Annotated in this window: 24 protein-coding genes; 11 read left to right on the top strand and 13 right to left on the bottom strand. The window is 70.3% G+C overall.

The window, feature by feature from the left end; all coding sequences use genetic code 11:
• The first annotated feature begins 86 nt into the window (after positions 1-86).
• Entirely contained in the window at positions 87-1,139 is a 1,053-nt protein-coding gene (gene trpD / locus GQR16_RS04160) for an anthranilate phosphoribosyltransferase (protein ID WP_157413885.1), read from the top strand.
• A gap of 123 nt (positions 1,140-1,262) precedes the next feature.
• Here the strand turns inward: trpD and glpK are convergent, their stop codons facing one another.
• Positions 1,263-2,777 (bottom strand): glycerol kinase GlpK, encoded by a 1,515-nt coding sequence (gene glpK, locus GQR16_RS04155; protein WP_157413884.1) that lies wholly within the window; start codon positions 2,775-2,777, stop codon positions 1,263-1,265.
• A gap of 120 nt (positions 2,778-2,897) precedes the next feature.
• Positions 2,898-3,656 carry an MIP/aquaporin family protein gene (locus GQR16_RS04150; protein WP_157413883.1) on the bottom strand — a complete coding sequence of 253 codons (759 nt, stop codon included), beginning with the start codon at positions 3,654-3,656 and terminating at the stop codon, positions 2,898-2,900.
• 202 nt (positions 3,657-3,858) lie between these two features.
• Here GQR16_RS04150 and dhaK point away from each other — a divergent pair, with 202 nt between their 5' ends.
• The 3 genes from dhaK to dhaM are packed head-to-tail and all read left to right on the top strand — an operon-like array spanning position 3,859 to position 6,266.
• Complete coding sequence (gene dhaK / locus GQR16_RS04145) at positions 3,859-4,860, top strand: dihydroxyacetone kinase subunit DhaK (RefSeq protein ID WP_157413882.1); 1,002 nt, start codon at positions 3,859-3,861, stop codon at positions 4,858-4,860.
• A gap of 4 nt (positions 4,861-4,864) precedes the next feature.
• Positions 4,865-5,512 carry a dihydroxyacetone kinase subunit DhaL gene (gene dhaL / locus GQR16_RS04140; RefSeq protein WP_157413881.1) on the top strand — a complete coding sequence of 216 codons (648 nt, stop codon included), beginning with the start codon at positions 4,865-4,867 and terminating at the stop codon, positions 5,510-5,512.
• Positions 5,505-6,266, top strand: a complete 762-nt coding sequence (gene dhaM, locus GQR16_RS04135) for a dihydroxyacetone kinase phosphoryl donor subunit DhaM (RefSeq protein WP_246200478.1) — start codon at positions 5,505-5,507, stop codon at positions 6,264-6,266. Before dhaL ends, dhaM begins: the two co-directional genes overlap by 8 nt.
• 87 nt (positions 6,267-6,353) lie before the next feature.
• Here the strand turns inward: dhaM and GQR16_RS04130 are convergent, their stop codons facing one another.
• Positions 6,354-7,121, bottom strand: a complete 768-nt coding sequence (locus GQR16_RS04130; protein WP_157413880.1) for an SDR family NAD(P)-dependent oxidoreductase — start codon at positions 7,119-7,121, stop codon at positions 6,354-6,356.
• A 68-nt stretch (positions 7,122-7,189) separates the two neighbouring features.
• Here GQR16_RS04130 and GQR16_RS04125 point away from each other — a divergent pair, with 68 nt between their 5' ends.
• On the top strand, positions 7,190-7,492 hold the full coding sequence (locus GQR16_RS04125) for a hypothetical protein (RefSeq protein ID WP_157413879.1): 303 nt from the start codon (positions 7,190-7,192) through the stop codon (positions 7,490-7,492).
• Between the two features lie 117 nt (positions 7,493-7,609).
• Here GQR16_RS04125 and GQR16_RS04120 read toward each other — a convergent pair whose 3' ends face one another.
• Positions 7,610-9,169 carry an SLC13 family permease gene (locus GQR16_RS04120; RefSeq protein WP_157413878.1) on the bottom strand — a complete coding sequence of 520 codons (1,560 nt, stop codon included), beginning with the start codon at positions 9,167-9,169 and terminating at the stop codon, positions 7,610-7,612.
• Between the two features lie 186 nt (positions 9,170-9,355).
• On the opposite strand from GQR16_RS04120, the gene GQR16_RS04115 reads away from it, so the two are divergent.
• Both GQR16_RS04115 and GQR16_RS04110 read left to right on the top strand, forming a co-directional pair.
• On the top strand, positions 9,356-11,008 hold the full coding sequence (locus tag GQR16_RS04115) for an MFS transporter (protein ID WP_211373427.1): 1,653 nt from the start codon (positions 9,356-9,358) through the stop codon (positions 11,006-11,008).
• On the top strand, positions 11,005-12,528 hold the full coding sequence (locus tag GQR16_RS04110; RefSeq protein ID WP_157413877.1) for a leucyl aminopeptidase: 1,524 nt from the start codon (positions 11,005-11,007) through the stop codon (positions 12,526-12,528). The genes GQR16_RS04115 and GQR16_RS04110 overlap by 4 nt, the downstream gene beginning before the upstream one ends.
• A gap of 84 nt (positions 12,529-12,612) precedes the next feature.
• On the opposite strand, the gene GQR16_RS04105 is transcribed toward GQR16_RS04110, so the two are convergent.
• Positions 12,613-12,993, bottom strand: coding sequence for a metalloregulator ArsR/SmtB family transcription factor (locus tag GQR16_RS04105; protein WP_157413876.1), 381 nt, complete (start codon positions 12,991-12,993; stop codon positions 12,613-12,615).
• Positions 12,994-13,078: 85 nt separating this feature from the next.
• On the opposite strand from GQR16_RS04105, the gene GQR16_RS04100 reads away from it, so the two are divergent.
• Together GQR16_RS04100 and GQR16_RS04095 are read left to right on the top strand one after the other, a co-directional pair.
• The gene (locus tag GQR16_RS04100; RefSeq protein ID WP_157413875.1) at positions 13,079-14,401 is read left to right on the top strand and encodes an FAD-dependent oxidoreductase; all 1,323 of its coding nucleotides are present in this window, start codon (positions 13,079-13,081) and stop codon (positions 14,399-14,401) included.
• A complete protein-coding gene (locus GQR16_RS04095; RefSeq protein WP_157413874.1) occupies positions 14,398-15,093 on the top strand; it encodes a cation efflux transmembrane domain-containing protein in 696 nt (231 codons plus the stop codon). The genes GQR16_RS04100 and GQR16_RS04095 overlap by 4 nt, the downstream gene beginning before the upstream one ends.
• A gap of 9 nt (positions 15,094-15,102) precedes the next feature.
• On the opposite strand, the gene GQR16_RS04090 is transcribed toward GQR16_RS04095, so the two are convergent.
• From GQR16_RS04090 to GQR16_RS04075, 4 genes are all read right to left on the bottom strand, one after another.
• Positions 15,103-15,519, bottom strand: a complete 417-nt coding sequence (locus GQR16_RS04090) for an arsenate reductase ArsC (RefSeq protein WP_157413873.1) — start codon at positions 15,517-15,519, stop codon at positions 15,103-15,105.
• A gap of 83 nt (positions 15,520-15,602) precedes the next feature.
• Positions 15,603-16,511: an arsenate reductase/protein-tyrosine-phosphatase family protein gene (locus GQR16_RS04085; RefSeq protein WP_170298402.1), complete on the bottom strand. Its 909-nt coding sequence runs from the start codon at positions 16,509-16,511 to the stop codon at positions 15,603-15,605.
• Positions 16,512-16,572: 61 nt separating this feature from the next.
• Positions 16,573-17,358, bottom strand: a complete 786-nt coding sequence (locus GQR16_RS04080) for a maleylpyruvate isomerase N-terminal domain-containing protein (protein ID WP_157413871.1) — start codon at positions 17,356-17,358, stop codon at positions 16,573-16,575.
• Between the two features lie 12 nt (positions 17,359-17,370).
• Entirely contained in the window at positions 17,371-18,009 is a 639-nt protein-coding gene (locus GQR16_RS04075) for a Pr6Pr family membrane protein (protein WP_246200476.1), read from the bottom strand.
• Positions 18,010-18,331: 322 nt separating this feature from the next.
• Here GQR16_RS04075 and GQR16_RS04070 point away from each other — a divergent pair, with 322 nt between their 5' ends.
• The gene (locus tag GQR16_RS04070) at positions 18,332-18,604 is read left to right on the top strand and encodes a hypothetical protein (protein ID WP_157413870.1); all 273 of its coding nucleotides are present in this window, start codon (positions 18,332-18,334) and stop codon (positions 18,602-18,604) included.
• Positions 18,605-19,226: 622 nt separating this feature from the next.
• On the opposite strand, the gene GQR16_RS04065 is transcribed toward GQR16_RS04070, so the two are convergent.
• From GQR16_RS04065 to GQR16_RS04055, 3 genes are all read right to left on the bottom strand, one after another.
• The gene (locus tag GQR16_RS04065; RefSeq protein ID WP_157413869.1) at positions 19,227-19,691 is read right to left on the bottom strand and encodes an iron chaperone; all 465 of its coding nucleotides are present in this window, start codon (positions 19,689-19,691) and stop codon (positions 19,227-19,229) included.
• Positions 19,692-19,776: 85 nt separating this feature from the next.
• Positions 19,777-20,187 (bottom strand): VOC family protein, encoded by a 411-nt coding sequence (locus tag GQR16_RS04060; protein WP_157413868.1) that lies wholly within the window; start codon positions 20,185-20,187, stop codon positions 19,777-19,779.
• Positions 20,188-20,197: 10 nt separating this feature from the next.
• Positions 20,198-20,641 (bottom strand): helix-turn-helix transcriptional regulator, encoded by a 444-nt coding sequence (locus GQR16_RS04055; protein WP_157413867.1) that lies wholly within the window; start codon positions 20,639-20,641, stop codon positions 20,198-20,200.
• A 178-nt stretch (positions 20,642-20,819) separates the two neighbouring features.
• Here GQR16_RS04055 and GQR16_RS04050 point away from each other — a divergent pair, with 178 nt between their 5' ends.
• Positions 20,820-21,419 (top strand): HdeD family acid-resistance protein, encoded by a 600-nt coding sequence (locus GQR16_RS04050; RefSeq protein ID WP_157413866.1) that lies wholly within the window; start codon positions 20,820-20,822, stop codon positions 21,417-21,419.
• Between the two features lie 135 nt (positions 21,420-21,554).
• Here GQR16_RS04050 and GQR16_RS04045 read toward each other — a convergent pair whose 3' ends face one another.
• Positions 21,555-22,322: an SDR family oxidoreductase gene (locus tag GQR16_RS04045; RefSeq protein ID WP_157413865.1), complete on the bottom strand. Its 768-nt coding sequence runs from the start codon at positions 22,320-22,322 to the stop codon at positions 21,555-21,557.
• Positions 22,323-22,446 lie beyond the last annotated feature (124 nt).

Raw genomic sequence — 22,446 nt, 5'->3', positions numbered from 1 at the left:
TCGCCTGCATCGCGGTAAGGCAACCCTAACTCGGGGTGGGAGCGACCCGTGAATCGGCCCTGAATCCCGTGGCTAGGATCGAGGACATGTCCGCCGAACAGACCTGGCCCGCGATCCTGACCGCCCTCCTCGCAGGAGAGGACCTCAGCGTGTCGGATGCCGCGTGGTGCATGGAGCAGGTCATGACGGGTGCGGCCACCGAGGCGCAGCTCGCGGCGTTCCTCGTCGCGCTCCGCGCTAAGGGCGAGACGGTCGACGAGGTCGTCGGCTTCCGCGACGCCGTGCTCGAGCACGCCGTGCCGCTCGAGGTGGATCCGATGGCGCTGGACATCGTCGGCACCGGCGGAGACCGGTTCGGCACCGTCAACGTGTCGACCATGGCCTCCGTGGTGGCTGCGGCATCCGGAGTCCCGGTGATCAAGCACGGCAATCGCGCGGCCAGCTCGGCCTCGGGCTCGTCCGACGTGCTCGCCGCGCTCGGCATCGATCTCGCGCTTCCGGCGGATCGGGTCGGCGAGGTGCTCGACGAGGCGGGCATCACGTTCGCGTTCGCCTCGGCGTTCCACCCCGGATTCCGCCACGCGGGCGCCGTGCGCGCCCAGCTCGGCGTGCCGACCGTCTTCAACTTCCTCGGCCCCCTCTGCAATCCGGCCCGGCCCGAGGCATCCGCCGTCGGCGTCGCCCACCTCGACCGCGTTCCCCTGATCGTCGGCGTCTTCCAGACCCGTGGCGCGACGGCGCTCGTGTTCCGCGGCGACGACGGCCTCGACGAGCTCACGACGACCGGCCACAGCCACGTCTGGGAGGTGTCGCGCGGCACCGTCAAGGAGCACGACCTCGATCCGCGCGACCTCGGCATCGCCCGCGCGAAGATCGACCAGCTCAAGGGCGGCGACGCGGCGTTCAACGCGGAGGTCGTGCACCGGGTGTTCGCCGGGGAGCAGGGCCCGATCCGGGACATCGTCGTGCTGAACGCCGCCGCGGGACTCGTGTCGTACGCCCTCGCACAGGACCCCTCGCAGGTGCAGCGCTCGATCCTCGACCGGTTCGCCGAGCAGATGGTCATCGCCGCCGAGACGATCGACAGCGGCGCGGCGGCACGCAAGCTCGAGCAGTGGGTGGCCGCGACCAAGCGGTGAGCCGCTGATCCGCGGCGCGCGACGAGTGCCGTCGGCACGCCCGCACCCGAGAGACCCGCACCGACGACGAGCACGGGCCCCGCGACATCCGCGGGGCCCGTGCTCTCGTTCATCGGACGAGCGTCACGTGACGTCGTCGTCGACCCAGTCGAACGTCTTCGTGACGGCCTTCTTCCAGAGACGGATCTGGCGGTCGCGCTCGTCGGCGTCCATCTTCGGCTCCCACCGCGAGTCCTCCTGCCAGTTGGCGCGGAGCTCGTCGAGGTCGGACCAGAAGCCGACGGCGAGGCCGGCGGCGTACGCCGCGCCGAGCGCCGTGGTCTCGGCGACCACGGGGCGCACCACCGGCACGCCCAGGATGTCGGCCTGGAACTGCATGAGCGTGTTGTTCGCGATCATGCCGCCGTCGACCTTCAACTCGGTCAGGTCGACGCCGGAGTCGGCGTTGACCGCGTCGAGCACCTCGCGGGTCTGGAACGCCGTCGCCTCGAGCGCAGCCCGCGCGATGTGCCCCTTGTTCACGTAGCGCGTGAGGCCCACGAGCGCACCGCGCGCGTCGGACCGCCAGTACGGTGCGAACAGGCCGGAGAACGCCGGCACGAAGTACGCGCCGCCGTTGTCGTCGACCGTCTTCGCGAGCTCCTCGACCTCGGGTGCGCTCGAGATGAGCCCCAGGTTGTCGCGGAGCCACTGGATCAACGAACCCGTGACCGCGATCGAACCCTCGAGCGCGTAGTGGGCCGGCTGGTCGCCGAGCTTGTAGCCCAGCGTGGTCAGGAGCCCGTTCTTCGAGTGCACGATCTCGGTGTCGGTGTTGAAGATCAGGAAGTTGCCCGTGCCGTACGTGTTCTTCGACTCGCCGGGGCCGAAGGCCGCCTGACCGAAGGTCGCCGCCTGCTGGTCGCCGAGGATGCCGGCGACGGGAACCTCGCGCAGCAGGCTCGACGGCTCGACCGTGCCGTAGACCTCGGACGAGGATCGGATCTCGGGCAGCATCGACTTCGGAACCCCGAACGCCTCGAGGATGTCGTCGCGCCACGAGAGCGTCTCGAGGTCCATGAAGAGCGTGCGGCTCGCGTTGGTCACGTCGGTCGCGTGCACGCCGCCGTCGACGCCGCCGGTGAGGTTCCAGAGGACCCAGGTGTCGGTCGTGCCGAAGAGCAGGTCGCCCGCCTCGGCCTTCTCGCGCGCGCCGGGCACGTTCTCGAGGATCCACACGATCTTCGTGCCCGAGAAGTACGTCGCGAGCGGCAGCCCGACATCCTGCTTGAACCGCTCGACGCCGCCGTCGGCCGCGAGGCGGTCGACGATCGGCTGCGTGCGCGTGTCCTGCCAGACGATCGCGTTGTACACGGGCTCGCCCGTGTTCTTGTCCCACACCACCGCGGTCTCGCGCTGGTTCGTGATGCCCACGGCCGCGATGTCGTGGCGGGTCAGGTCGGCCTTGCCGAGGGCCTGGCCGATGACCTCGCGGGTGTTCCGCCAGATCTCGGCGGGATCGTGCTCGACCCAGCCCGCCTTCGGGAAGATCTGCTCGTGCTCGAGCTGACCCGTCGCGATGATCGACCCCTTCTTGTCGAAGATGATCGAGCGGGTGCTCGTCGTTCCCTGGTCGATCGCCAGGATGTAGTCGGCCATGACTTCCTCTCTGTCTGCAGCCCCGCAGCGCGAGGCGCGCCAATCATTGATCGCGGGCCCGCGCCGATGCGGCGCGGGCCGGCCGTCGGTGCCCGCTCAGTCGAGTGCGGGCACGTCCGCTCAGCCGAGTACGGGCAGGAGGACGAGCGCGGCCCATCCTGCGAGGAGACCACCGATGACCGGACCGACCACCGGGACCCACGAGTACGACCAGTCGCTGCCGCCCTTGCCCTTGATCGGCAGCAGCGCGTGGGCGATGCGCGGACCGAGGTCGCGCGCAGGGTTGATCGCATAGCCGGTCGGGCCACCGAGGGAGGCGCCGATCGCGATCACGAGGAACGCCACCGGGATCGCACCGAGTTCGGCCGGCGTGCCGCCGTACGAGAACCCGAGGATCACGAAGACGAGGACGAACGTGCCGAAGATCTCGGTCACGAGGTTCCAGCCGTACGAGCGGATCGCCGGGCCGGTCGAGAACACGCCGAGCTTGTTGGCAGGCTCGGGCTCCTCGTCGAAGTGCTGCTTGTAGGCGAGCCAGCAGAAGACGGCGCCGATGAAGGCACCGACGAACTGCGCGCCGATGTAGGTGAAGATCGACGCACCGTCGATCGGGATGCCCGGAACGAACTCGGTCTCGCCCTTGCCGAGGAAGTTCGCCGTGAGGCCGAGCGTCACCGCCGGGTTCAGATGTGCTCCGGACGAGTACGAGACGATGACGCCGGAGAAGACCGCGAGGCCCCAGCCGATGTTCACCATCAGGAACCCGCCGTTGTAGCCCTTGTTCTTCACGAGCGCGACGTTCGCCACGACACCGCAACCGAGCAGGACCAGCATCGCCGTACCAACCATCTCCGAAAGGAAGATGACCCCGAGATTCATTGCTACCCCCTTCGCGTGCGCCGCAACGTTGCGGCCGCATTGTCACCATATCCCCGTGGCCCGTTCGCGGGGAATGCCCGCGCGGGAGTTGGAGATCCCTCTTCCACGCCGGTCGCCTGCTGGCGTAGGTTGGCGACGGGAGTGCTGCGTCGGAGCCGATGCACGGTCGCTCGGCATCCTGCAGCCCGGGGGAAGGATGAGCGTGAAGAAGATCATCAACGACCCGAAGCGAGTGGTCGAGGAATCGGTCGCCGGATTCGGGAGAGCCCATGCGGACCTCGTGCGCGTCGAGCTCGAGCCCGTGCACGTCGTGCGGGCCGATGCGCCGATCGCCGGCAAGGTCGGCCTCGTGAGCGGCGGCGGCAGCGGACACGAGCCGCTGCATGCCGGATACGTCGGCTTCGGCATGCTCGACGCGGCCGTGCCCGGCGCGGTGTTCACCTCGCCGACGCCCGACCCGATCCTCGCGGCGACCAAGGCCGTCGACGGCGGCGCCGGGGTCCTCCACATCGTGAAGAACTACACCGGCGACGTGCTCAACTTCGAGACCGCGGCGGAACTCGCCGCGATGGACGGCATCACCGTGCGCGCGGTCGTCACCGACGACGACGTCGCCGTCAAGGACTCGCTCTACACGGCGGGCCGACGCGGCGTCGCCGGCACCGTGCTCGTCGAGAAGATCGCGGGCGCGGCAGCCGAGCGCGGCGACTCGCTCGACGAGGTCGCCGACATCGCCGAGCGCGTCAACGCGAACGCCCGTTCCATGGGCCTGGCGCTGACGGCCTGCGTCGTGCCGCACGCGGGCGAGCCGAGCTTCGACATCGGCGACGACGAGATCGAGATCGGCATCGGCATCCACGGCGAACCGGGTCGCGAGCGCGTGGGCCTCGAGCCCGCCGACCGCCTCGTCGACCGACTGCTCGAGCCCATCCTGTCCGACCTGCCGTACGGCGAGGGCGACCGCGTGCTGCTCTTCGTCAACGGCATGGGCGGCACGCCGCAGGTCGAGCTGTACCTCGCCTACCGTCGCGCCGACGAGGTGCTCCGCGAGCGGGGCATCACGGTCGAGCGCTCGCTCGTGGGCAACTACATCACCGCGCTCGAGATGCAGGGCATGTCGATCACGCTGTTGAAGCTCGACGACGAGATGATCGAACTCTGGGATGCGCCCGTCCAGACGGCGGCGCTGAGATGGGGGCGATAGGCGCGTGGGACTGGACATCACCTGGGCGGTCGACTGGGTCAGGCGCAGCGCCGACGTCATCGCCGAGCACCGCGTCGAGCTGATCAGGCTCGATCGCGACATCGGCGACGGCGACCACGGCGAGAACCTCGATCGGGGATTCACCGCGGTCGTGCCGAAACTCGACGACCTCGCTGCGGGGTCGACTCCCGGCGACGTGCTCAAGCTCGTGGCGATGACGCTGATCTCGACGGTCGGCGGGGCGGCGGGGCCGCTCTACGGCACGGCGTACCTGAAGGCGGCGGCCGCGGCGGGCTCGGAGTCCTCGCTCGACGGCGAGGCCGTCGCGAGGATCCTCGCCGCCGCACGTGACGGCATCGTGGCGCGGGGCAAGGCCGAATCGGGCGACAAGACCATGATCGACGCCTGGACGCCGGCGGTCGATGCGGCGGCCGCGGCCGCGGCATCCGGTGCCGACGCCACGGCCGTGCTCGCCGCTGCCGCGGATGCGGCCGAGGCCGGTGCGGTCGCGACCGAGCCGCTCGTCGCCCGCAAGGGCCGTGCGAGCTACCTCGGGGAGCGCTCGGTGGGCCATCGCGATCCGGGCGCGCAATCCACGGCGCTGCTGCTGCGTGCGGCCGCCGACGCCGCGTCCGAGTCGACCGGTGCCTGAGGTGGGCGACTCGTCACGCGTCGGGCTCGTGTTCGTCTCGCACTCGTCGAAGATCGCCGAGGGGCTCGTCGACCTCGCGGCCCAGATGGCGCCGACGGTGGCCCTGGTCGCCGCCGGCGGCACCGATGACGGCCGTATCGGCACGAGCTTCGACCGCGTCACGGCGGCCATCGTCGAGGCGGATTCGGGAGCCGGCGCCGTCGTGCTGTGCGATCTGGGCTCGGCGATCCTCACGACCGAGACCGCGCTCGACTTCCTCGACGACGAGCAGCGTGCTCGCGTCGTCATCGCCGACGCTCCGCTCGTCGAGGGCGGCGTGGCCGCGGCGGTCGCCGCCGAGGCCGGCGATGCGCTTGATGCGGTGGTCGCGGCGGCACGTTCGGCGAACGCCACGTCGGGCGACGGCGGTGGGCCGGATGCCGCGGGCGGGCCCGGCGACGCCGGGGCACCGGCATCCGCCGCGCAGCCCGAAGCAGCCGCGACGACCGCCACGACGGGCGGGTACTCGCGACGCGAGACGATCACGAACCACGACGGGTTGCACGCGCGCCCCGCCGCCGAGTTCGTGAAGCTCGCCAGCACGTTCGGGCAGCGGGTGACCGTGAACGGCATCGATGCGAGGAGCCTGCTCGCGATCATGTCGCTCGGGCTCACGAAGGGCGCTTCGGTCGAGATCGCGAGCGAGGATCCCGAGGGCGTCGCCGCCGTGGATGCGCTCGCGGATCTCGTGCAGAGCGGGTTCGGCGAGCACTGAGCGTCCGGCGGGGCGCTGGGTGCGGTGAAGTCGCACCCAGCGAGGGTCGGCGTGAGCCTGCGGACGGCTTCGCGCGGCCCTCGTCCCTCAGTTGCCGCCCGTGATGCGGATGTCGGCGCCGGAGGTGTACGAGGCGTCGTCGGAGAGCAGGTACGCGACCGCGCCGGCGATCTCGTGGACCTCGCCCGGTCGGCGCATCGGGATGCCCGGTGCCCGCTCGTCGGGTGCGTCGGGCCGCCCGGCCGCCGCATGGATCTCGGTGCGGGTGGTGCCGGGCGAGACCGTGTTGACGCGCACGCCGACGGGGCCGAACTCCTTCGCGGCGCCGATGGTGAGCGCGTTCAGGGCCGCCTTGCTCATCGCGTAGGTGACGTAGGTGTTCGGCGACCCGCTCGTCGCGGCGCCCGACGAGATGTTCACGACCGCACCGCCGGAGCCGCCGCGGTCGGTCGCCATGTGCGCGATCGCGGCCTGCGTGAGCAGCGTCGGCGCGAGCACGTTGATGCGGAACACGAGTTCGGTCTCGTCGATCGGGGCGTCGAGGAACGGACCGATGCGGGCCGTGATGCCCGCGTTGTTCACGAGGCCCGTCACGGTGCCGAAGCGGGCGATCGCGTCGGGGACGACGGTGGCCGCGGCATCCAGATCGGCCATGTCGACCTGGAGCAGGAGCACCTGTGCGCCGGCCGTCTCGCAGTCGGAGCGCACCGCCTCGGCGTCGGAGCGGCGTTCGCGGTAGGTGAGGACCAGGTCGTGCCCCTCGGCAGCGAGTCGGACGGCGATCGCTGCGCCGATGCCCCTGCTCCCGCCGGTGATGATCGTGACGGGTCGGTTCGCGGTCTCTCGTGGTGCCATGAGGCCAGCGTAGAACGGATGTCGTCGGGGTGCTGGCGGCGAGGGCCGGGCAGGCGTAGCATCCGCGCATGGTGCGCGAAGTGGCGAGCCCGCCTGAGGGCAAGACCGGAAACTCGTTCTCCCGACTCGTCGATCGGGTCGGCCATTCGATGGCGTCGACCCTGGGCGGCACGCAGGCCGTCGACGAGAATCCCGAAGACCCGCGTCCGCTCGCCGAGCGTCCGTGCCCGCTCTGCGGGCATGCGATGGGCGAGCACACGATCGACCACTCGACGCCGAACTCGATGCTCGAGTGCCCGACGACCGAGCGGCTGCCGGAGCGCGCGATCGACACGCCGTTGAACGAGCTGGGGATGCCCATCGACCGATGACTCGCGTCGCATCGTCGATCGCTCGACGATGCGATGAGCCGCGGCATCCATTCGTTCAACACGTCGATCAGCACGCATCGATGCGACGAGTGCCTTGATCGGCAGGGGTCGTCGCGATCAGAACGGCCAGATCAGCGGCACATAGAGCACCGCGACCGCGAGGAAGAGCAGCAGGAGCGGCAGGCCGAGCTTCCAGTAGTCGCCGAACCGGTAGCCCCCGGGCTCGAGCACCATGGTGTTCACCGGCGTCGCGACCGGCGTGAGGAACGCCGCGGCGCCTGCGACCGCGAGCGCCATCATGAACGGCAGCACCGAGACGCCGAGCTCGCCCGCGATGACGACCGCGATCGGGGCGACGATGAGCACCGTCGCCGTGTTCGAGATCAGCTGGCCGAGCACCATCGTGAGCACGCACACGGCCAGCAGGGCGACGGTCGGCGATGCGTCGCCGACGAGGTCGAGCAGCGTTCGGGCGACGAGGTCGGCCGCTCCGGTCTGCACGAACGCCGTCGAGAGCGGGATCATGCCCGCGACGAGCACGACGGTCGTCCACGAGATGCTCCGGTACGCCCGCGTCGGCGTCACGACCTTGAGGAGCACCAGGGCGGATGCCGCGAGCAGGCCGGCGATCGCGGCGGGCACCAGTCCCGTGGCGAGCAGCGCCACCATCAGGGCGAGGACGACGATCGCGCGCTTCGCGCCGACGCCGAGCGGAACCGCGCGCCGCAGCCCCGACGGCCGGTCGACGACGAGCACGTCGGGGCCCGCAGTGCGCCGCTCGAGATCGTCCCACGCGCCGGACAGCAGGAGCGTGTCGCCCAGCTGGAGCGTCTCGTCGGGGTCGACGAGCTCCTCGCCCGCACGCTGCACCGCGACGACGACGAGGTCGCCGCTCGGGGTGGTCATGCCGGCGAAGAGGCGCAGGCCGATGAGCTTCGACCGCGGAGCCACCACGACCTCCGTGACGCCGTTGCGCACGCCGATGAGCTCGGTGCCGTCGGGGATCGCGTACTGGCGTCGGAGCGTGTCGGAGAGCGCAGCGAGATCCTGGGGGATCGAGGTCGGCGCGCGTGACGGCAGGAGCCATCGGCCGAAGACGGCGATGATCAGCAACGTGCCGACGAGCAGGGGCAGACCGACCAGTCCGAACTCGAAGAAGCCGAACGGGCGAGCACCGGCATCCGCCGCCGTCTCGCTCACGATGATGTTCACGGGCGTGCCCGTGAGTGCGAGCATCGACCCGGCGTGCGCCGAGAAGGCGAGCGGCATGAGCATCTGCGACGGCGGGATGCCGGCGCGGGTCGCGACCACCACGACGACGGGGATGAGTGCCGCGACCGCGCCGTTCACGCTGATCAGCGCCGTGATCACGGCGACGAGCACGCAGACGACGAGGAGCAGCGGCGTCCGTCGGGTTCCGGCCCTGCCGATGACGACCTGACCGGCCCAGGCCGTGACGCCGGTGGAGTCCAACGCCTCGCTCACGACGAACAGGCTCGCGATGAAGACGACGGTCGGATCGCCGAATCCGGCGAGCGCCTGCCCGAGATCGAGCACGCCGGTCGCCCACAGCGCCACCGAGACGCCGATCGCGACGATGCCGAGCGGCACGCGGTTCGAGAGGAACGCGACGATGGCGAGCGCGAGGATGCCCAACGTGAGCGCGATGGGATCCATGCGGCAACCCTAGTGCGGCCCCTTCCATCGATCGAGGAGTCGCATGGTTCCGCTTGCGCGGTCGGGGCGATACTGTCAGCGGTGAGCGCCCGTCCGTTGCACGGCACGGGCCCACACGTTTCGGGGGAGAGGTGCTTGATGGCGTCGAGCGGGCGTTCGGGTGAAGTCGTTGCGGAGGGATCGACGGTGAAGGCGAAGGCCCCGTGGCTGCCGCTCATCGTGGTGGTGCTGACGCAGATCCAGGCGTCGTTCGCGGTCAACGCGCTCACGGTCTCGATGGCGGGCATCACCACCGACCTCGACACCGCGGCATCGTCGGTGGGAACGGCCATCACGGCGGGCACCTTCGCGATGGCGGCGTTCATCCTGCTCGGCGCGAAGATCGGCGCCCGCTTCGGCACCCGTGGCGTGTTCCAGATCGCGGTCGGCGTGCACGCGCTCGCGATGGCCGGGGTCGCGCTGTCGCAGAGCCCCGCGATGCTGTTCATCGCGCAGGCCTCGTCGGGTGCCGTCATCGCGCTCATCGCGCCGGCGCTCACGGTCTTCATCGCCACGAACTACCACGGCGACCAGCAGGCGAAGGCGATCGGGCTGCTCGCAGCCGCGATCCCGGCCGCCGGCGTGCTCGCCCTGCTCATCGCCGGGTCGTTCGCGACGACGATCGGCTGGCGCTGGTCGTTCGCCCTCATGGTCGCCCTCGGCGCCGTGAACCTGCTGCTGAGCTTCGGCCTCAAGAAGGTGCCGAACCAGCCCGGACTCACGATCGACTGGATCGGCGCGGGGCTCGCGGCCGTGGCCATCGTGCTGCTGAGCTTCGGGTTCTCGGGCCTCAACAGCTGGGGCGTGTGGGATGCCACGACGCAGGCGCCGTTCGACATCCTCGGCGTCTCACCGGCGCCCGTGCTCATCGTGTTCGGCATCGTGGTCGGGCAGGTGTTCTTCCTGTGGCTCCGCCGACGGGGTCGGGAGAACCGGCCGAGGATCTTCGACCTGCGCGTGCTCGCCACCGGATCGGAACGTGCGGTCACGGCGTGCATGGCCATCATGCTGTTCGTCGGCACCGCCGCGAACTTCCTGATCCCGCTCTACATGCAGGTCGTGCAGGGCCTCAGCGGCATCGAGACCTCGTTCTCGATCATCCCGTACACGCTCTCGATCTTCCTCGCGTCGACGTTCATCGCGTACCTGTACGGCAAGTTCACGCCGCGCATCCTCGGCGCTGCCGGCTTCGTCGTCGTCGCACTCGCGCTCACCCTGCTGGCGTTCACCGTTCGGGGCGAGTGGGGCCAGGCGTTCGTCGTCATCGGCCTCATCCTGCTGGGTCTCGGACAGGGGTCGATCGTGGCCCTGGTCTTCAACACCCTGCTCTCGTCGGCGCCGAAGCAGCTCGCCGGCGACGTCGGGGCGTGGCGCGGCCTCGTGCACAACCTCTCGGGTTCGGTCGGCATCGCCGTGGCCACCGCGTTCGCGGTCGGCATCCTCTCGTCGACGCTGGCCGTCTCGGCTGCGGACCATCCCGAGATCGGCGACGAACTCATCGCCTCGGTCAACATCAACGAGGCCGACTTCATGACGAACAGCCAGCTCGAGGCCGCCCTGCAGGGGACCGCGGCGAGCGAGGCCGAGATCGCCGCCGCCGTCGAGATCAACGAAGACGCACGACTCCAGTCGCTGAAGATCTCGTTGCTCGGCCTGGCCCTGCTCGCCCTGCTCGCGATCGTCCCGGCCCTCAGGATGCCCGGCGTGCGCAAGGGCGACCTGCCCGAGAAGCTCGAGCCCGACGACGACGACCCGATCGACGAGGTCGAAGACCCCGAAGCAGTGGAGGCGGCACGATGACCAGGAGCCCGAACAAGCTCATCCCGGCCGAGTTCTCGGCGATCCCGTCGCTCGCGGCGTCCGACGCCGTCGGGGTGACCGCCGTCGACGAGCTCGGGGCGGGTGCACTCGAGGCGATCGGCGTGCTCGTGCACTCCGACGGCGACCTTCCCGACGGCGTGCCGCTGGATCGCGCGGCACTCGGGCGGGCCGGTTTCGAGGCGAAGCCCGGCACGACGCTCGTGCTCGCGGGTGCAGAGCCGACGCTGCTCGTCGTCATCGGCGCCGGCGCGGTCGACGACCTCTCCGAGGCCGGGCTGCGCGACGCCGCCGCCGCATTCGTGCGAGCGGTGCCGAAGGCCACGCGCATCGGCCTGCGCGTGACCACGATCGGCACGGTCGACGCGACATCCGCCGCTCGTGCGCTCACCGAGGGCGCCCTGCTCGGCCGCTACCGGTACGACGCGCTCAAGGCCACCGCCCGCGAGCCGAAGCTCGCCACGGTCGAACTGCTCCTCGACGGGGTCGATGCTGCTGCGGCATCCGACGGCATCGCCCAGGGCATCGTGACCGCGCGTGCCACCGCGATCGCCCGCGACCTCGCGAACACGCCGCCGAGCCACCTCACCGCCAGCGATCTCGCGGATGTCGCGACGATCCTCGGCGGTCGGTTCGGGTTCGACGTCGAGGCGTTCGACAAGCAGGAACTCATCGAGATGGGCTGCGGGGGCCTGCTCGGCGTCAACGCCGGCAGCGCCGAGGAACCGCGGCTCGTCGTCCTGCGCTACACGCCGGCGGGCGAGCCGAGCGGGCACCTCGGGCTCGTCGGCAAGGGCATCATGTACGACTCCGGCGGCATCAGCCTGAAGCCGTCCGACCCGATGCACCTGCTCATGAAGATGGACATGGGCGGGGCGGCCTCGGTGCTCGCGGCCTTCACGGCGCTGCGCGACCTCGGGGCGACGGCCGCCGTGTCGGGGTGGCTCCTCTGCACCGACAACATGCCGTCGGGCTCCGCGTACAAGCTCGGCGATGTGCTCACGGCTCGTGGCGGCAAGACCGTCGAGGTCAAGAACACCGACGCCGAGGGCCGCCTCGTGATGATGGACGGACTCGTGCTCGCCACCGAGGCGGGCGTCGACGCCATCATCGACATCGCGACGCTCACGGGCGCGGCGCTCATGGCGCTCGGCCCGTCGACGGCCGCACTGTTCGGCACCAGCCAGCCGCTCGTCGACCGCGTGAAGGCTGCAGCCGACGCGACCGACGAGCCCGCCTGGCAGCTGCCGCTCGAGCGCAAGTACCGAAAGCAGCTCGACTCCGACATCGCCGACATCTCGAACCTCGGCGGGGCCTCCGCCGGTGCGGCGACCGCCGGCCTCTTCCTCTCGGAGTTCGTCGGCGACACGCCGTGGGCCCACCTCGACATCGCTGGAACCATGCAGTCCGACGCCGACGACTCCTGGCGTTCGAAGGGGGCGACGGGCTACGGAACGCGCATTCTGATCGAGGTCGCGCGGGGGTTCACGCCGGTGGCGTGAGCCACCGCGGGCACGACGGCCGCGACAGGCTCGGCGTTATCCGACCCGTCCGCATGGGAGCCCGGCGCGGAGGACGTGCTCGGCTCAGACCGAGCCGAGCACGCGCGCGACGTCGTCGAGCGCCGTGGGAACGAGACGGTAGTACGCCCAGGTGCCGCGCTTCGAACGCGTGAGGAACCCGGCGTCGGTCAGGATCTTGAGGTGGTGGGAGACGGTCGGCTGGCTGAGGCCGACCGGCGCGGTGAGATCGCAGACGCAGGCTTCGCCGCCGTCGGATGCCGCGACGATCGACAGCAGGCGCAGGCGGGTCGGGTCGGCGAGCGCCTTGATGTTGCGGGCCAGCAGTTCGGCCGCCTCGGCATCGAGGGGCTCGCGCACGAGGGGCGCGCAGCAGGCCACGGCGCCTGCGTCGGCGTCGCCGTTCCGGGTGACGCTGACATCCGTGATCTCGAGCATGGTGACCATGCATCGATGGTAGTCGATATTGACAGACTTCGATACATGGGCGAATACTGAGCATCGAAGTTCATCGATATCAAGGAGATTCGCCGTGACCCTGCTCGACCTGACCACCAGGCACGTGACGAACGAGCGCCTCGAGTCGTTGCCGGTCGTCGTCATCGGCGCCGGCCCGATCGGGCTCGCCGCCGCCGCGAACCTGGCCGAGCGCGGCATCGAGTTCGTGGTGCTCGAAGCGGGGGAGCGGGTCGGCGACAGCGTTCGCGACTGGGGGCACACGCGCCTGTTCTCGCCGTGGAGGCACCTCGTCGACCCCGCGTCGCAGCGGCTGCTCGACGCGACCGGATGGGCGCAGCCCGACCCGGCGCGAGCGCCGACGGGGTCGGAACTCGTCGAGGCGTACCTCGTGCCGCTCAGCGAGCTCGACGTCATCGCTCCACGGATCCGCACCGGCGTCGAGGTGCTCGCGGTCAGCCGCGACGGCATGGATCGCACGCGCACGACCAACCGCGCGTCGACGCCGTTCCTCGTGCGGATGAAGACGGCCGACGGGGTCGACGAGATGCACGCGCGTGCCGTGCTCGACGCCTCCGGCACCTACCGCACGCCGAACCCGCTCGGCTCGAACGGCCTCGGACTGCTCGGCCTCGACGAGGTCGCCGAACACCTTCGCGCCGCGCTCCCGGATGTGCTCGGCCGCGACCGGGCGACGTTCGCCGGGCGGCGCACGACGGTCGTCGGCGCGGGGCACTCCGCGGCGAACACCCTCCTGGGCCTGGTGCAGCTCGCCCATGAGACTCCCGGCACGCGGGTCGCCTGGCTGATCCGCAACGCGCAGGCGGCGCGCGTCTCGTCCTCCGACGGGGACGAACTCGCCGACCGGGCGAGGCTCGGCGGTCGCGTCGAAGCGGCCGTTCGCCGCGGCGACATCGAGTTCGTCGACGGCTTCGAGATCCTGCGGGCGCGGCGAGCGGGCGATCACGTCGAGCTCCTCGGCCGGCGCGGGGGAGAAGTCGCGATCCACGCCACCGACTTGGTCGTGAATGCGACGGGGTTCCGGCCGGATCTCTCCCTGCTCCGCGAAGTGCGCCTCGAGCTCGACGACGTCGTCGAGGCGCCGAAACGACTCGCCCCGCTCATCGACCCCAACCTGCACTCGTGCGGCACCGTCGAGCCGCACGGAATCGCCGAGCTGCGGCATCCGGAGCACGGATTCTTCATCGTCGGCATGAAATCGTACGGACGTGCGCCGACGTTCCTGCTCGCGACGGGGTACGAGCAGGTGCGCTCCGTCGTGGCGTGGCTCGCCGGGGATCTCGCCGCGGCGACACGGGTCGAACTCAGGCTGCCGGCCACCGGCGTGTGCTCGACCGACCTCGTCGCCGAGTCGAGCTGCTGCGGCTCCCCGGCATGAGTCTCGGCCCGTCCGGCGAGCGTCGGGCCGTCCTGCAGCAGCGCATCCGATGGATCGTCGGCTTCACGATCGTCTACAACCTGATCGAGGCTGCGGTCGCGATCGCGGCGGGTGCCACCGCCTCGTCGGCTGCACTGTTCGGCTTCGGCCTCGATTCGCTCGTCGAGGTGCTCTCCGCGGCGGCGGTCGCGTGGCAGTTCACGCGCGCCGATCCGGCGCGATACGAGAAGCCGACCCTGCGGGTCATCGCGTTCTCGTTCTTCGCCCTCGCCGCCTACGTGGGCATCACGGCCGTGCTGACGATCGCCGGAGCGCTGCCCGAAGCGGAGCACACCGCGGTCGGGCTCGCGATCACGGCGCTGAGCGTGGTCGTGATGCCCGTCGTGTCGTGGATCGAGCGTCGAACCGGTCGGGAACTCGGATCCGCCACGGCCGTCGCCGATAGCAGGCAGACCCTGATCTGCACCTACCTCTCGGCCGCGGTGCTCATCGGACTCGCGCTGAACTCGCTGCTCGGCTGGGCCTGGGCGGACTCGCTCGCCGCGCTCGTGATCGCCGTGTTCGCCGTGCGGGAGGGGGTCGAAGCCTGGCGCGGCGACACATGTGCGACGCCGATCGGGATGCTCCTCGACGAAGAGAAGGACGACGTCGAGGCATCCCGAGGCGCCGATGGGGGCGGCGCGTCCGCGTGACGAGAGCTGTCAGTCGCGCGGGCGCTGGGGGAGCAGTTCGGCGAGGAGTGACTCGACGCGGGCGCGGATCTCGTCGCGGATCGGACGCACCGCGTCGAGGCCCTGGCCGGCCGGGTCATCGAGCTGCCAGTCCTCGTAGCGCTTGCCCGGGAAGATCGGGCAGGCGTCGCCGCAGCCCATCGTGATCACGACGTCGGAGTCGCGAACCGCCTCGGTGGTGAGGATCTTCGGCGTGTGGTTCGCGATGTCGATGCCCTGCTCGGCCATCGCGGCGACGGCGACCGGGTTGATCTCGTCCTTCGGCTCGGAGCCGGCCGAACGCACCTCGATGCGGTCGCCGCCGAGCGCCCGCAGGTAGCCGGCGGCCATCTGGGACCGGCCGGCGTTGTGCACGCACACGAACAGGACCGTGGGCATCTCGGGCATCTTCGGGCCTTTCGTCGGGGGAGTCCTCGAAGTATAGATCACGATCTATATGAACGGATGCCGCGGAGGTCGCATGCCGACGCTCACCCCGCGCGCGAGACGAGGCTCTCGAGCAGTTCGTGCACGCGGCGATCGATGTCGTCGCGGATCACGCGCACGCGCTCGAGGGGGAGATCCACCGGGTCTGCGAGATCCCAGTCCAGGTAGCGCGTGTCGGCATAGACCGGGCAGGCGTCGCCGCAGCCCATTGTGACGACGACGTCGGCGGCGCGCACGACCTCGTCGGTGAGCGCCTTCGGGAACTCGTCGCCGATCGACGCGCCGAGTTCGTCGAGGGCGTTCGCGATGACGGGGGAGATGCGGTTGGAGGGTGCGGATCCGGCCGAGCGCACGCGCAGCCGATCGCCGGCGAGTCGCCGCAGCAGTGCTGCAGCCATCTGCGACCTTCCGGCGTTGCGCACGCAGACGAAGAGGACCTCTGGCACGCCCGCGGCATCCGATCGCCCTGCCGCGACCGCAGCGAGGCGCTGGGCGGTGAACTCGGCAGTGCGCGACGCCAGGTGCGCCGCCGTGCCCGCGCGCTCGAGCAGTTCGCGACTCTCGGTCAGCGTGCGCTCGATGGTCTCGCGCCCGAACTGCCCGGCGAAGCGCACGGCGAGGTCGTCGGCGATCCGGTCGAACACGGCGTCGCTCGGGGGAGCGGCCGCATCGGTGCCGAGCAGCTCGGCGACGCGATCGCGCTGATCCGACACGATCGAGTACCACGCCTGGCGCCCCTCCGGAAGCCGGGTGAGCACGCCCGCCTCGGTCAGCAGTCTCGCGTGGTGCGTCACCGTCGGCTGGCGCAGGCCGAGTTCACGGGCCAGCACCGTCACCGTCGATCGCCCGTCGGGATTCGTCAGGAGCAAGGTCAGGAGCCGCGCACGCGTGGGGTCGGTGATGAGCGCCGTGGTCGCGGCCATGTCGGCGATGCGCGCTCCCGACTGATTCATAGATCGAAGCCTATGCGGTGATCGAGTGGGTTCGACCGGGTTCGATCGGGTCGAAGGACACTCATGCCGACGGGTCCCAGGCAGCGAGCTCATCGAAGATGCGACGGTCGCCTTCGAACTCGAGCGACTCCAGCGGTATGCGGTCGTAGAAGAACAGCACCAGCTCGCTGGCCGTGCCGCTGGCCGAGGCATCGGTCGCACCGGAGTCCTCGCCGGCAGCGGGCATGAGGTCGGCGACCTGGGCGCCGGCCTCGGACAGCCTGAGGCGCCAGGACCGTCCCTCCGTCGCGTGGTAGTCGACGATGGCGGGGGAGTGCGGCCAGGCGACCGTCGTCGCGCAGAGGGTGACCTGGCAGTCGTCGAAGCCGTCGAGGGCGATCCGCTCCGGGATCGGCTGCGGGGCGCCCCCGGCCAGCTGCACGTCGAAGGTGTGCACCGCGATCTCGTGGAGTTGGCGCCGCGCCCAGGCCCCGGAGGTCTGCGGTGACGGCGAGTCGCCCCACCAGGTCCAGCAGGGGCGATCGGGGCCGGCCGCGCGCAGCACGCTCATCAGATGCTCGACGGACTCGTCCCACCAGGCCAGGAGAGCGTCGCGCTCCCGAGGCGCACTCGTGCCCCCGCCCCACGCGGATTCCTCCGGCGGAGCGACCGCGGGCCCGGCGGCGACGACCGCAGCCGCCTTGCGGCGACCCATGCCCACGTGCTGCACGTGATCGAACAGCGTGCGCTCGGGGTGGGTCGGCATCTGCACGTCGAGGCCGGGTGCGGCGGCGACCGCAGTGCGGAAGGCGGCCGACCGTTCCTCGATCAGCCGCAATTGATCAGTGAACGCGAGATTCCCGCGCATCCCGGCTTCCTCTCACTCTGCTCCGATGACGCGCATCGCCGGCTCCGAATCGGACGAGTCGATCCGGTGGTGAGGCGCGGAGTCGGAGCTCCGGAGCGGGATTCGACTGGCCGCCCAGACCAGGGCGCCTGCGGCGAGTACAGCACAGAGTAGCCCGATGAGGTGCACGGTGAGAGAGGCAGGACCATGTTCGGGGAGGAGGAATCCGTACGGTACCCATCCGTCGGTCGCGCCGCGAACGAGCACGACGCTCACCCACACGAGCGGATAGGCCGCGACGAGCCAGAGCCGTCGCCACGGCAGCGGCGGGCGGTCCGGCACGAGGATCCAGTCCAACGCGACGACGAGGGGCAGCACGACATGGAGTGCGGCGCTCACCCAGGCCGGGGCGGTGCCGGTGCCCGGCACGAGGACGTTGTAGACGACTCCCACCACGATCAGGTACGCGGTCGCCATTCCCCGCAGAAGGGTCAGCCACTCCGGCGCTGCGCGCTGCCGCACCGCGAACACCCCGCTGACGACGAGCACGAGGCAGGTCAGGAGCGTGGTCTGGTTCGTGAAGTAGCCGAAGTAGTCGAACGGATTGCCGTCGCCGACCGCGATGCGGAGCGCGTAGGCGTAGGCGAGCACGGCGATGCCCAGCAGGCCCACACCGATCCGGGCGGGCCCGATCGGAGAGACTGCGCGTGGCGCGAGACGCGAACTCACGCCGTGCCGGTCGCGTTCGGAGACATCATGCAGCGAATCTACTGCCCGACCCGCGCGACCTGCCCGAAACGGGCTCGCACCGATCATGGGACCCCGCATCGTGGGCGTATGCTCGCCAATCCGAGCGCCACTCTCGCGAGGCCGGATTTCGGGTCGCTCGTCGTAGACTTCTCCAACACTCCGTGGATGAATGCCGGCGGTCCATTGCGTTGCCGGTGTCATCACGGATTCGATGGTGATCGACCCTGTACTGGTGGGAGTGGACATGAGCGGCGAGTGGCATCGTAAGCACCTCGGAGACGACGTGCCGGAGCAGGCTCCCGGCGAGGAGACGCTGTTGGGCGCCGCCGGCGACGAGGTTCCACCAGGGGGAGTCGTCGCGGGTTCCTTCAGTCAGGAGTTCCCCGGCGCCGACCCGTATGCGGGCGTCCCGGCCGACCAGGTCGGCCTCCCGCCGCTGAGCGAGGCCGAGCAGGAGGCCATGGAGCGCGAGGCGGACCGGCTCGCAGACGACCCGGACGCGCGCCGCAACCTCTGAGGTGCCGTCCGGACGCTGCCCATCCCGGTGAGGGAGTGGGCGGCGCAGGGGGTTCAGGGCTGGCGCGCGGGCGGCGCTGAGTCCGGCGCCAACTCTCGTTCCGACATAATGTGCATTATCGGCGCAACGGGATAGCGTCGACGAGAGGACATCGGGTGCCGCGACATGCCCGGAATCCTGCGCGGGATCCGCGCACGTCGCGACGACGTCGTCCCACATTCGGATGCGGGATGCGACGTCCCGCACTCGACGCGCACTCGATGTTCGGGTGCCCGCCGCCGCCGGCGCCGTGCCGGGCCCCGAGCGCAACTCGATTCTCGTCCCGTACTCCAATTGCCGTCGTTATGTCGGTTTCGGGCCTGAACATGTGCGCCGTCGCGGACGGCTCGAGGTGATCCACGAGGCCGAGCGGCTCTCCAGGGATCGGATGGGCGGCTACAGGCCATTCTGACAAGACCTCGTTCCGACGCGCTCGCCGCTGGAACGCGCGCTCCGACCGATCTCGAACACGTGTTCAATGACCCTGCACTCCCCCGAGCTGCGTCCGGCCCGGATCGAGTGGTCGCGCACGCGGCATCCGTCGTCCACCTGGTGATCATGACGGATGCCGCATCGCGCCGATTCAGCCGACCGAGCGCGTGATCAGATCGACGATGAGCTTCTCGTCGGCCGGCGTGAGCTTGGTGATCGCGAACGAGGTGGCCCACATGGTGCCCTCGTCGAGGGCCGCGCTGTCGTTGAACCCCAGTGTCGCGTACCGGGCCTTGAACTTGCCGGCGGGCTGGAAGAAGACGACCGCCTTGCCGTCGGCGCCCGCGTAGGCGGGCATGCCGTACCAGGTGCGCGGCTGGAGCGAGGGGGCGTGCTCGAGGACGATCGCGTGGATCGTCTCGGCGGCGGCGCGGTCGTCGCCGTCCATGGCCTCGATGCTCGCGAGGCAGTCGGCCAGCGCCTCGGCGGCCTTCTCCTCGGCCGAGGCCTTGCGAGCGGCCTTCTTGGCCTCGGCGGCGGCGGCCTTCATCGCGGCCCGCTCCTCGGCGCTGAACGCCTGGTGCGACGGTTCGGCCTTCTTCGTGGTCTCGGCCATGGGGTCCTCCTCGGTTCGGTCGCGCCGGTCACGGCGCGGATGCGTGCTGGGTTCTGGTTCGAACGGATGCCGCGGCATCCGTCGGTCACTGCGGCTGCTGGATGCGGATCATGTTGCCTGCGGGATCGCGGAACGCGCAATCGCGCACGCCGTACGGCTGGTCGATCGGCTCCTGGGCGACCTCGGCGCCGCTCGCGGCGACCTGCTCGAATGCGCCGTCGACATCGGTCGTCGAGAGCACGATGCTCGCGTAGGTGCCCTTCGCCATCATCTCGGCGACGACACGGCGTTCGTCGGCGGTCGTGCCGGGGTCGGGGGTCGGAGGCGTCAGCACGATGGACGTCTCGGGCTGGCCGGCCGGTCCGACGGTGATCCACCGCATCTGCTCGTATCCGACGTCCTTGCGCACCTCGAAGCCCAGCGTGTCCCGATAGAAGGCGAGGGACTCCTCGGCGTCGGTGTGCGGGAGGAACGTGTACTGAATCGTGATGTCCATGTCCGCCACGCTACTTGCGGCGCACGGTCGACGCTTCTCGATTCCTGATCGGTCTCGCGGCGCGTTTCGCGAGCACCGAGGGCACGCCCTCGAAGATGCCGTCGGGCTGCTGGCGGTAGATGCTCGGCGGCACGCCGACCAGCTCGGTGAATCGGGTGCTGAACGTGCCGAGCGACGAGCAGCCGACCTCGAAGCACACCTCGGTGACGCTCAGGTCGCCGCGGCGCAGCAGGGCCATCGCGCGCTCGATGCGCCGGGTCATGAGGTAGCTGTAGACGGATTCGCCGTAGGCCGCCTTGAACTGCCGGCTGAAGTGGCCGGCCGACATGTTGATGCCGCGCGCGAGCTCGTCGACGTTCAGCGGCTTCGCGTACTCGCGGTCGATGCGGTCGCGCGCACGTCGCAGCAACGCGAGCTCGCGCAGTCGCTGGTCTCCCCCGGAACCGCTGGTCACGCTTCGATCCTGCCACAGGGGCGCGGATCGGCCGATGGGCGGGGCGGATGTCACGGCGCACGCGTTGCGAACGTCACCGGGCGTCAATCGACGAGACTCGCCGTCACCTCCGCCGCGGTCGGTGCGTCTGGGAATACGCTGAGCGTGCCTCAACTGTCGTCCACGAAAGGACACCCTCATGTCGTCGCCACAGCAGCCCGCGGTCTTCGCGGCCTTCTCCCTCAACTCCGAGAACCTGTCGAAGTCGGCCATCAACACGGTGCGCACGACGCTCGGCATCTCGGGCGCGATCGCCCTGATCATCGGCGTGTTCATCACGTTCTGGCCGAAGGACGCCGCGGGCGTGCTCACGGTGCTGCTGGCGATCTACCTCCTCATCGCCGGCCTCGCCTACGTGGGGCTCGGCATCTTCTCGAAGGGCATCTCGGGCGGTGCGAGAGCGCTCGACATCATCCTCGGCATCGTGTTCATCGTCGGTGCGGTCATCGCGTTCGCGAACATCGCGGCGACGGCCGCCGTGCTCGCCGTGCTCCTGGGCGTCATCGTGGGCGTCGTATGGATCATCGAGGGCATCGTCGCGCTGGTGCAGTCGGGCGATGCCCCGTCGCGGGGCTGGGCGATCTTCTTCGGCATCCTGAGCCTCATCGCGGGCATCGTGTTGCTCTTCTCGCCGATCTGGGGAGCGGTCATCCTCTTCGTGATCACCGGCATCAGCCTGATCATCCTCGGCATCGTGCAGATCGTGCGCGCGTTCACGTTCGGCAAGGGCGCCGCCTGATCCATTCGTGAACGGATGCCGCGGCCGCGCGCATCCGGCGAACGCAACGGCAGAGGCCGGTCGGAGTCTCCGACCGGCCTCTGCCGTTGGTGCGTCTGCTGTCAGCGCGTGCGGAGCCGGGGCCCGCGCAGCGGATCAGTCCTCGGGCGCGAAGCCCGAGGTGTCGCCGACGTAGCGCGTGTTGTCGGCCGGGATCGGGTCGACCGCGGCGGCCGCGACCTCGGCGGCGAACTCGGACACGTTGTAGAGGCGCCCGGCGTCGGACTTTCGGGCTGCGATCGCGCCCGGGTTCGCGCGCTCGAGCAGCGTCGCCGTGATCGTGCCCTCGATCATGTCGCCCGAGACGACGACGAACTCGACGCCGGCAGCCTCGAACTCGGGGAGCTTGGCTCGGAGCGCGTCTTCACCGGCCCGCTTGGACAGTGCGACGGGCACGTACTCGGGCATGGTCGGGGTCGTGCGGATGAAGTGGGCCTGGTGGCTCGTGACGAACACGATGCGCGCGCCCTCGGCGAGGTGCGGCAGGGCGTTGTCGACGACGTTGACCTGCGCGTCGCGGTTCAGCCGCATGGCGTAGTCCTCGCCCATGCCGGTCTCCATGCCGCCCGAGGCATTCAGCACGAGCACGTCGACGGGCCCGAACGCGGCGACGGCCTGCTGGAACATATCGGTGACGGATGCCGCGTCGGTGAGGTCTGCTCCGACGGCGATCGCACGGCCGCCGGCAGCCTCGATCTCGGCCACGACCTTGTCGGCGCGCGGCGCCTTGCTGCGGTAGTTCACCACGACGGCCGCGCCGGCGCCCGCGAGATAGCGGGCCGTGTCGGCGCCGATGCCACGAGAGGAGCCGGTCACGAGGGCGACCTTGCCGGTCAGGGATCCAGGGGCGAGTGGGTTGGTCACGTTCGAGACTCCTCGGGCAGGTCGGATCGGACCGGACGGTCCACGGCGTTGCGCCGCACCGAGGATATCAACTCCCCCGCGGCATCCCTCGCCCTGCTAGTTTCGAAGTGGGGCCCGTGCGAAG

Source organism: Agromyces allii, from assembly GCF_009749385.1.
In the GTDB taxonomy this organism is placed as follows: domain Bacteria; phylum Actinomycetota; class Actinomycetes; order Actinomycetales; family Microbacteriaceae; genus Agromyces; species Agromyces allii.
The sequence above is the reverse complement of the archived record's forward strand: the minus strand, read 5'-3'. Positions and strand labels throughout refer to the sequence as shown.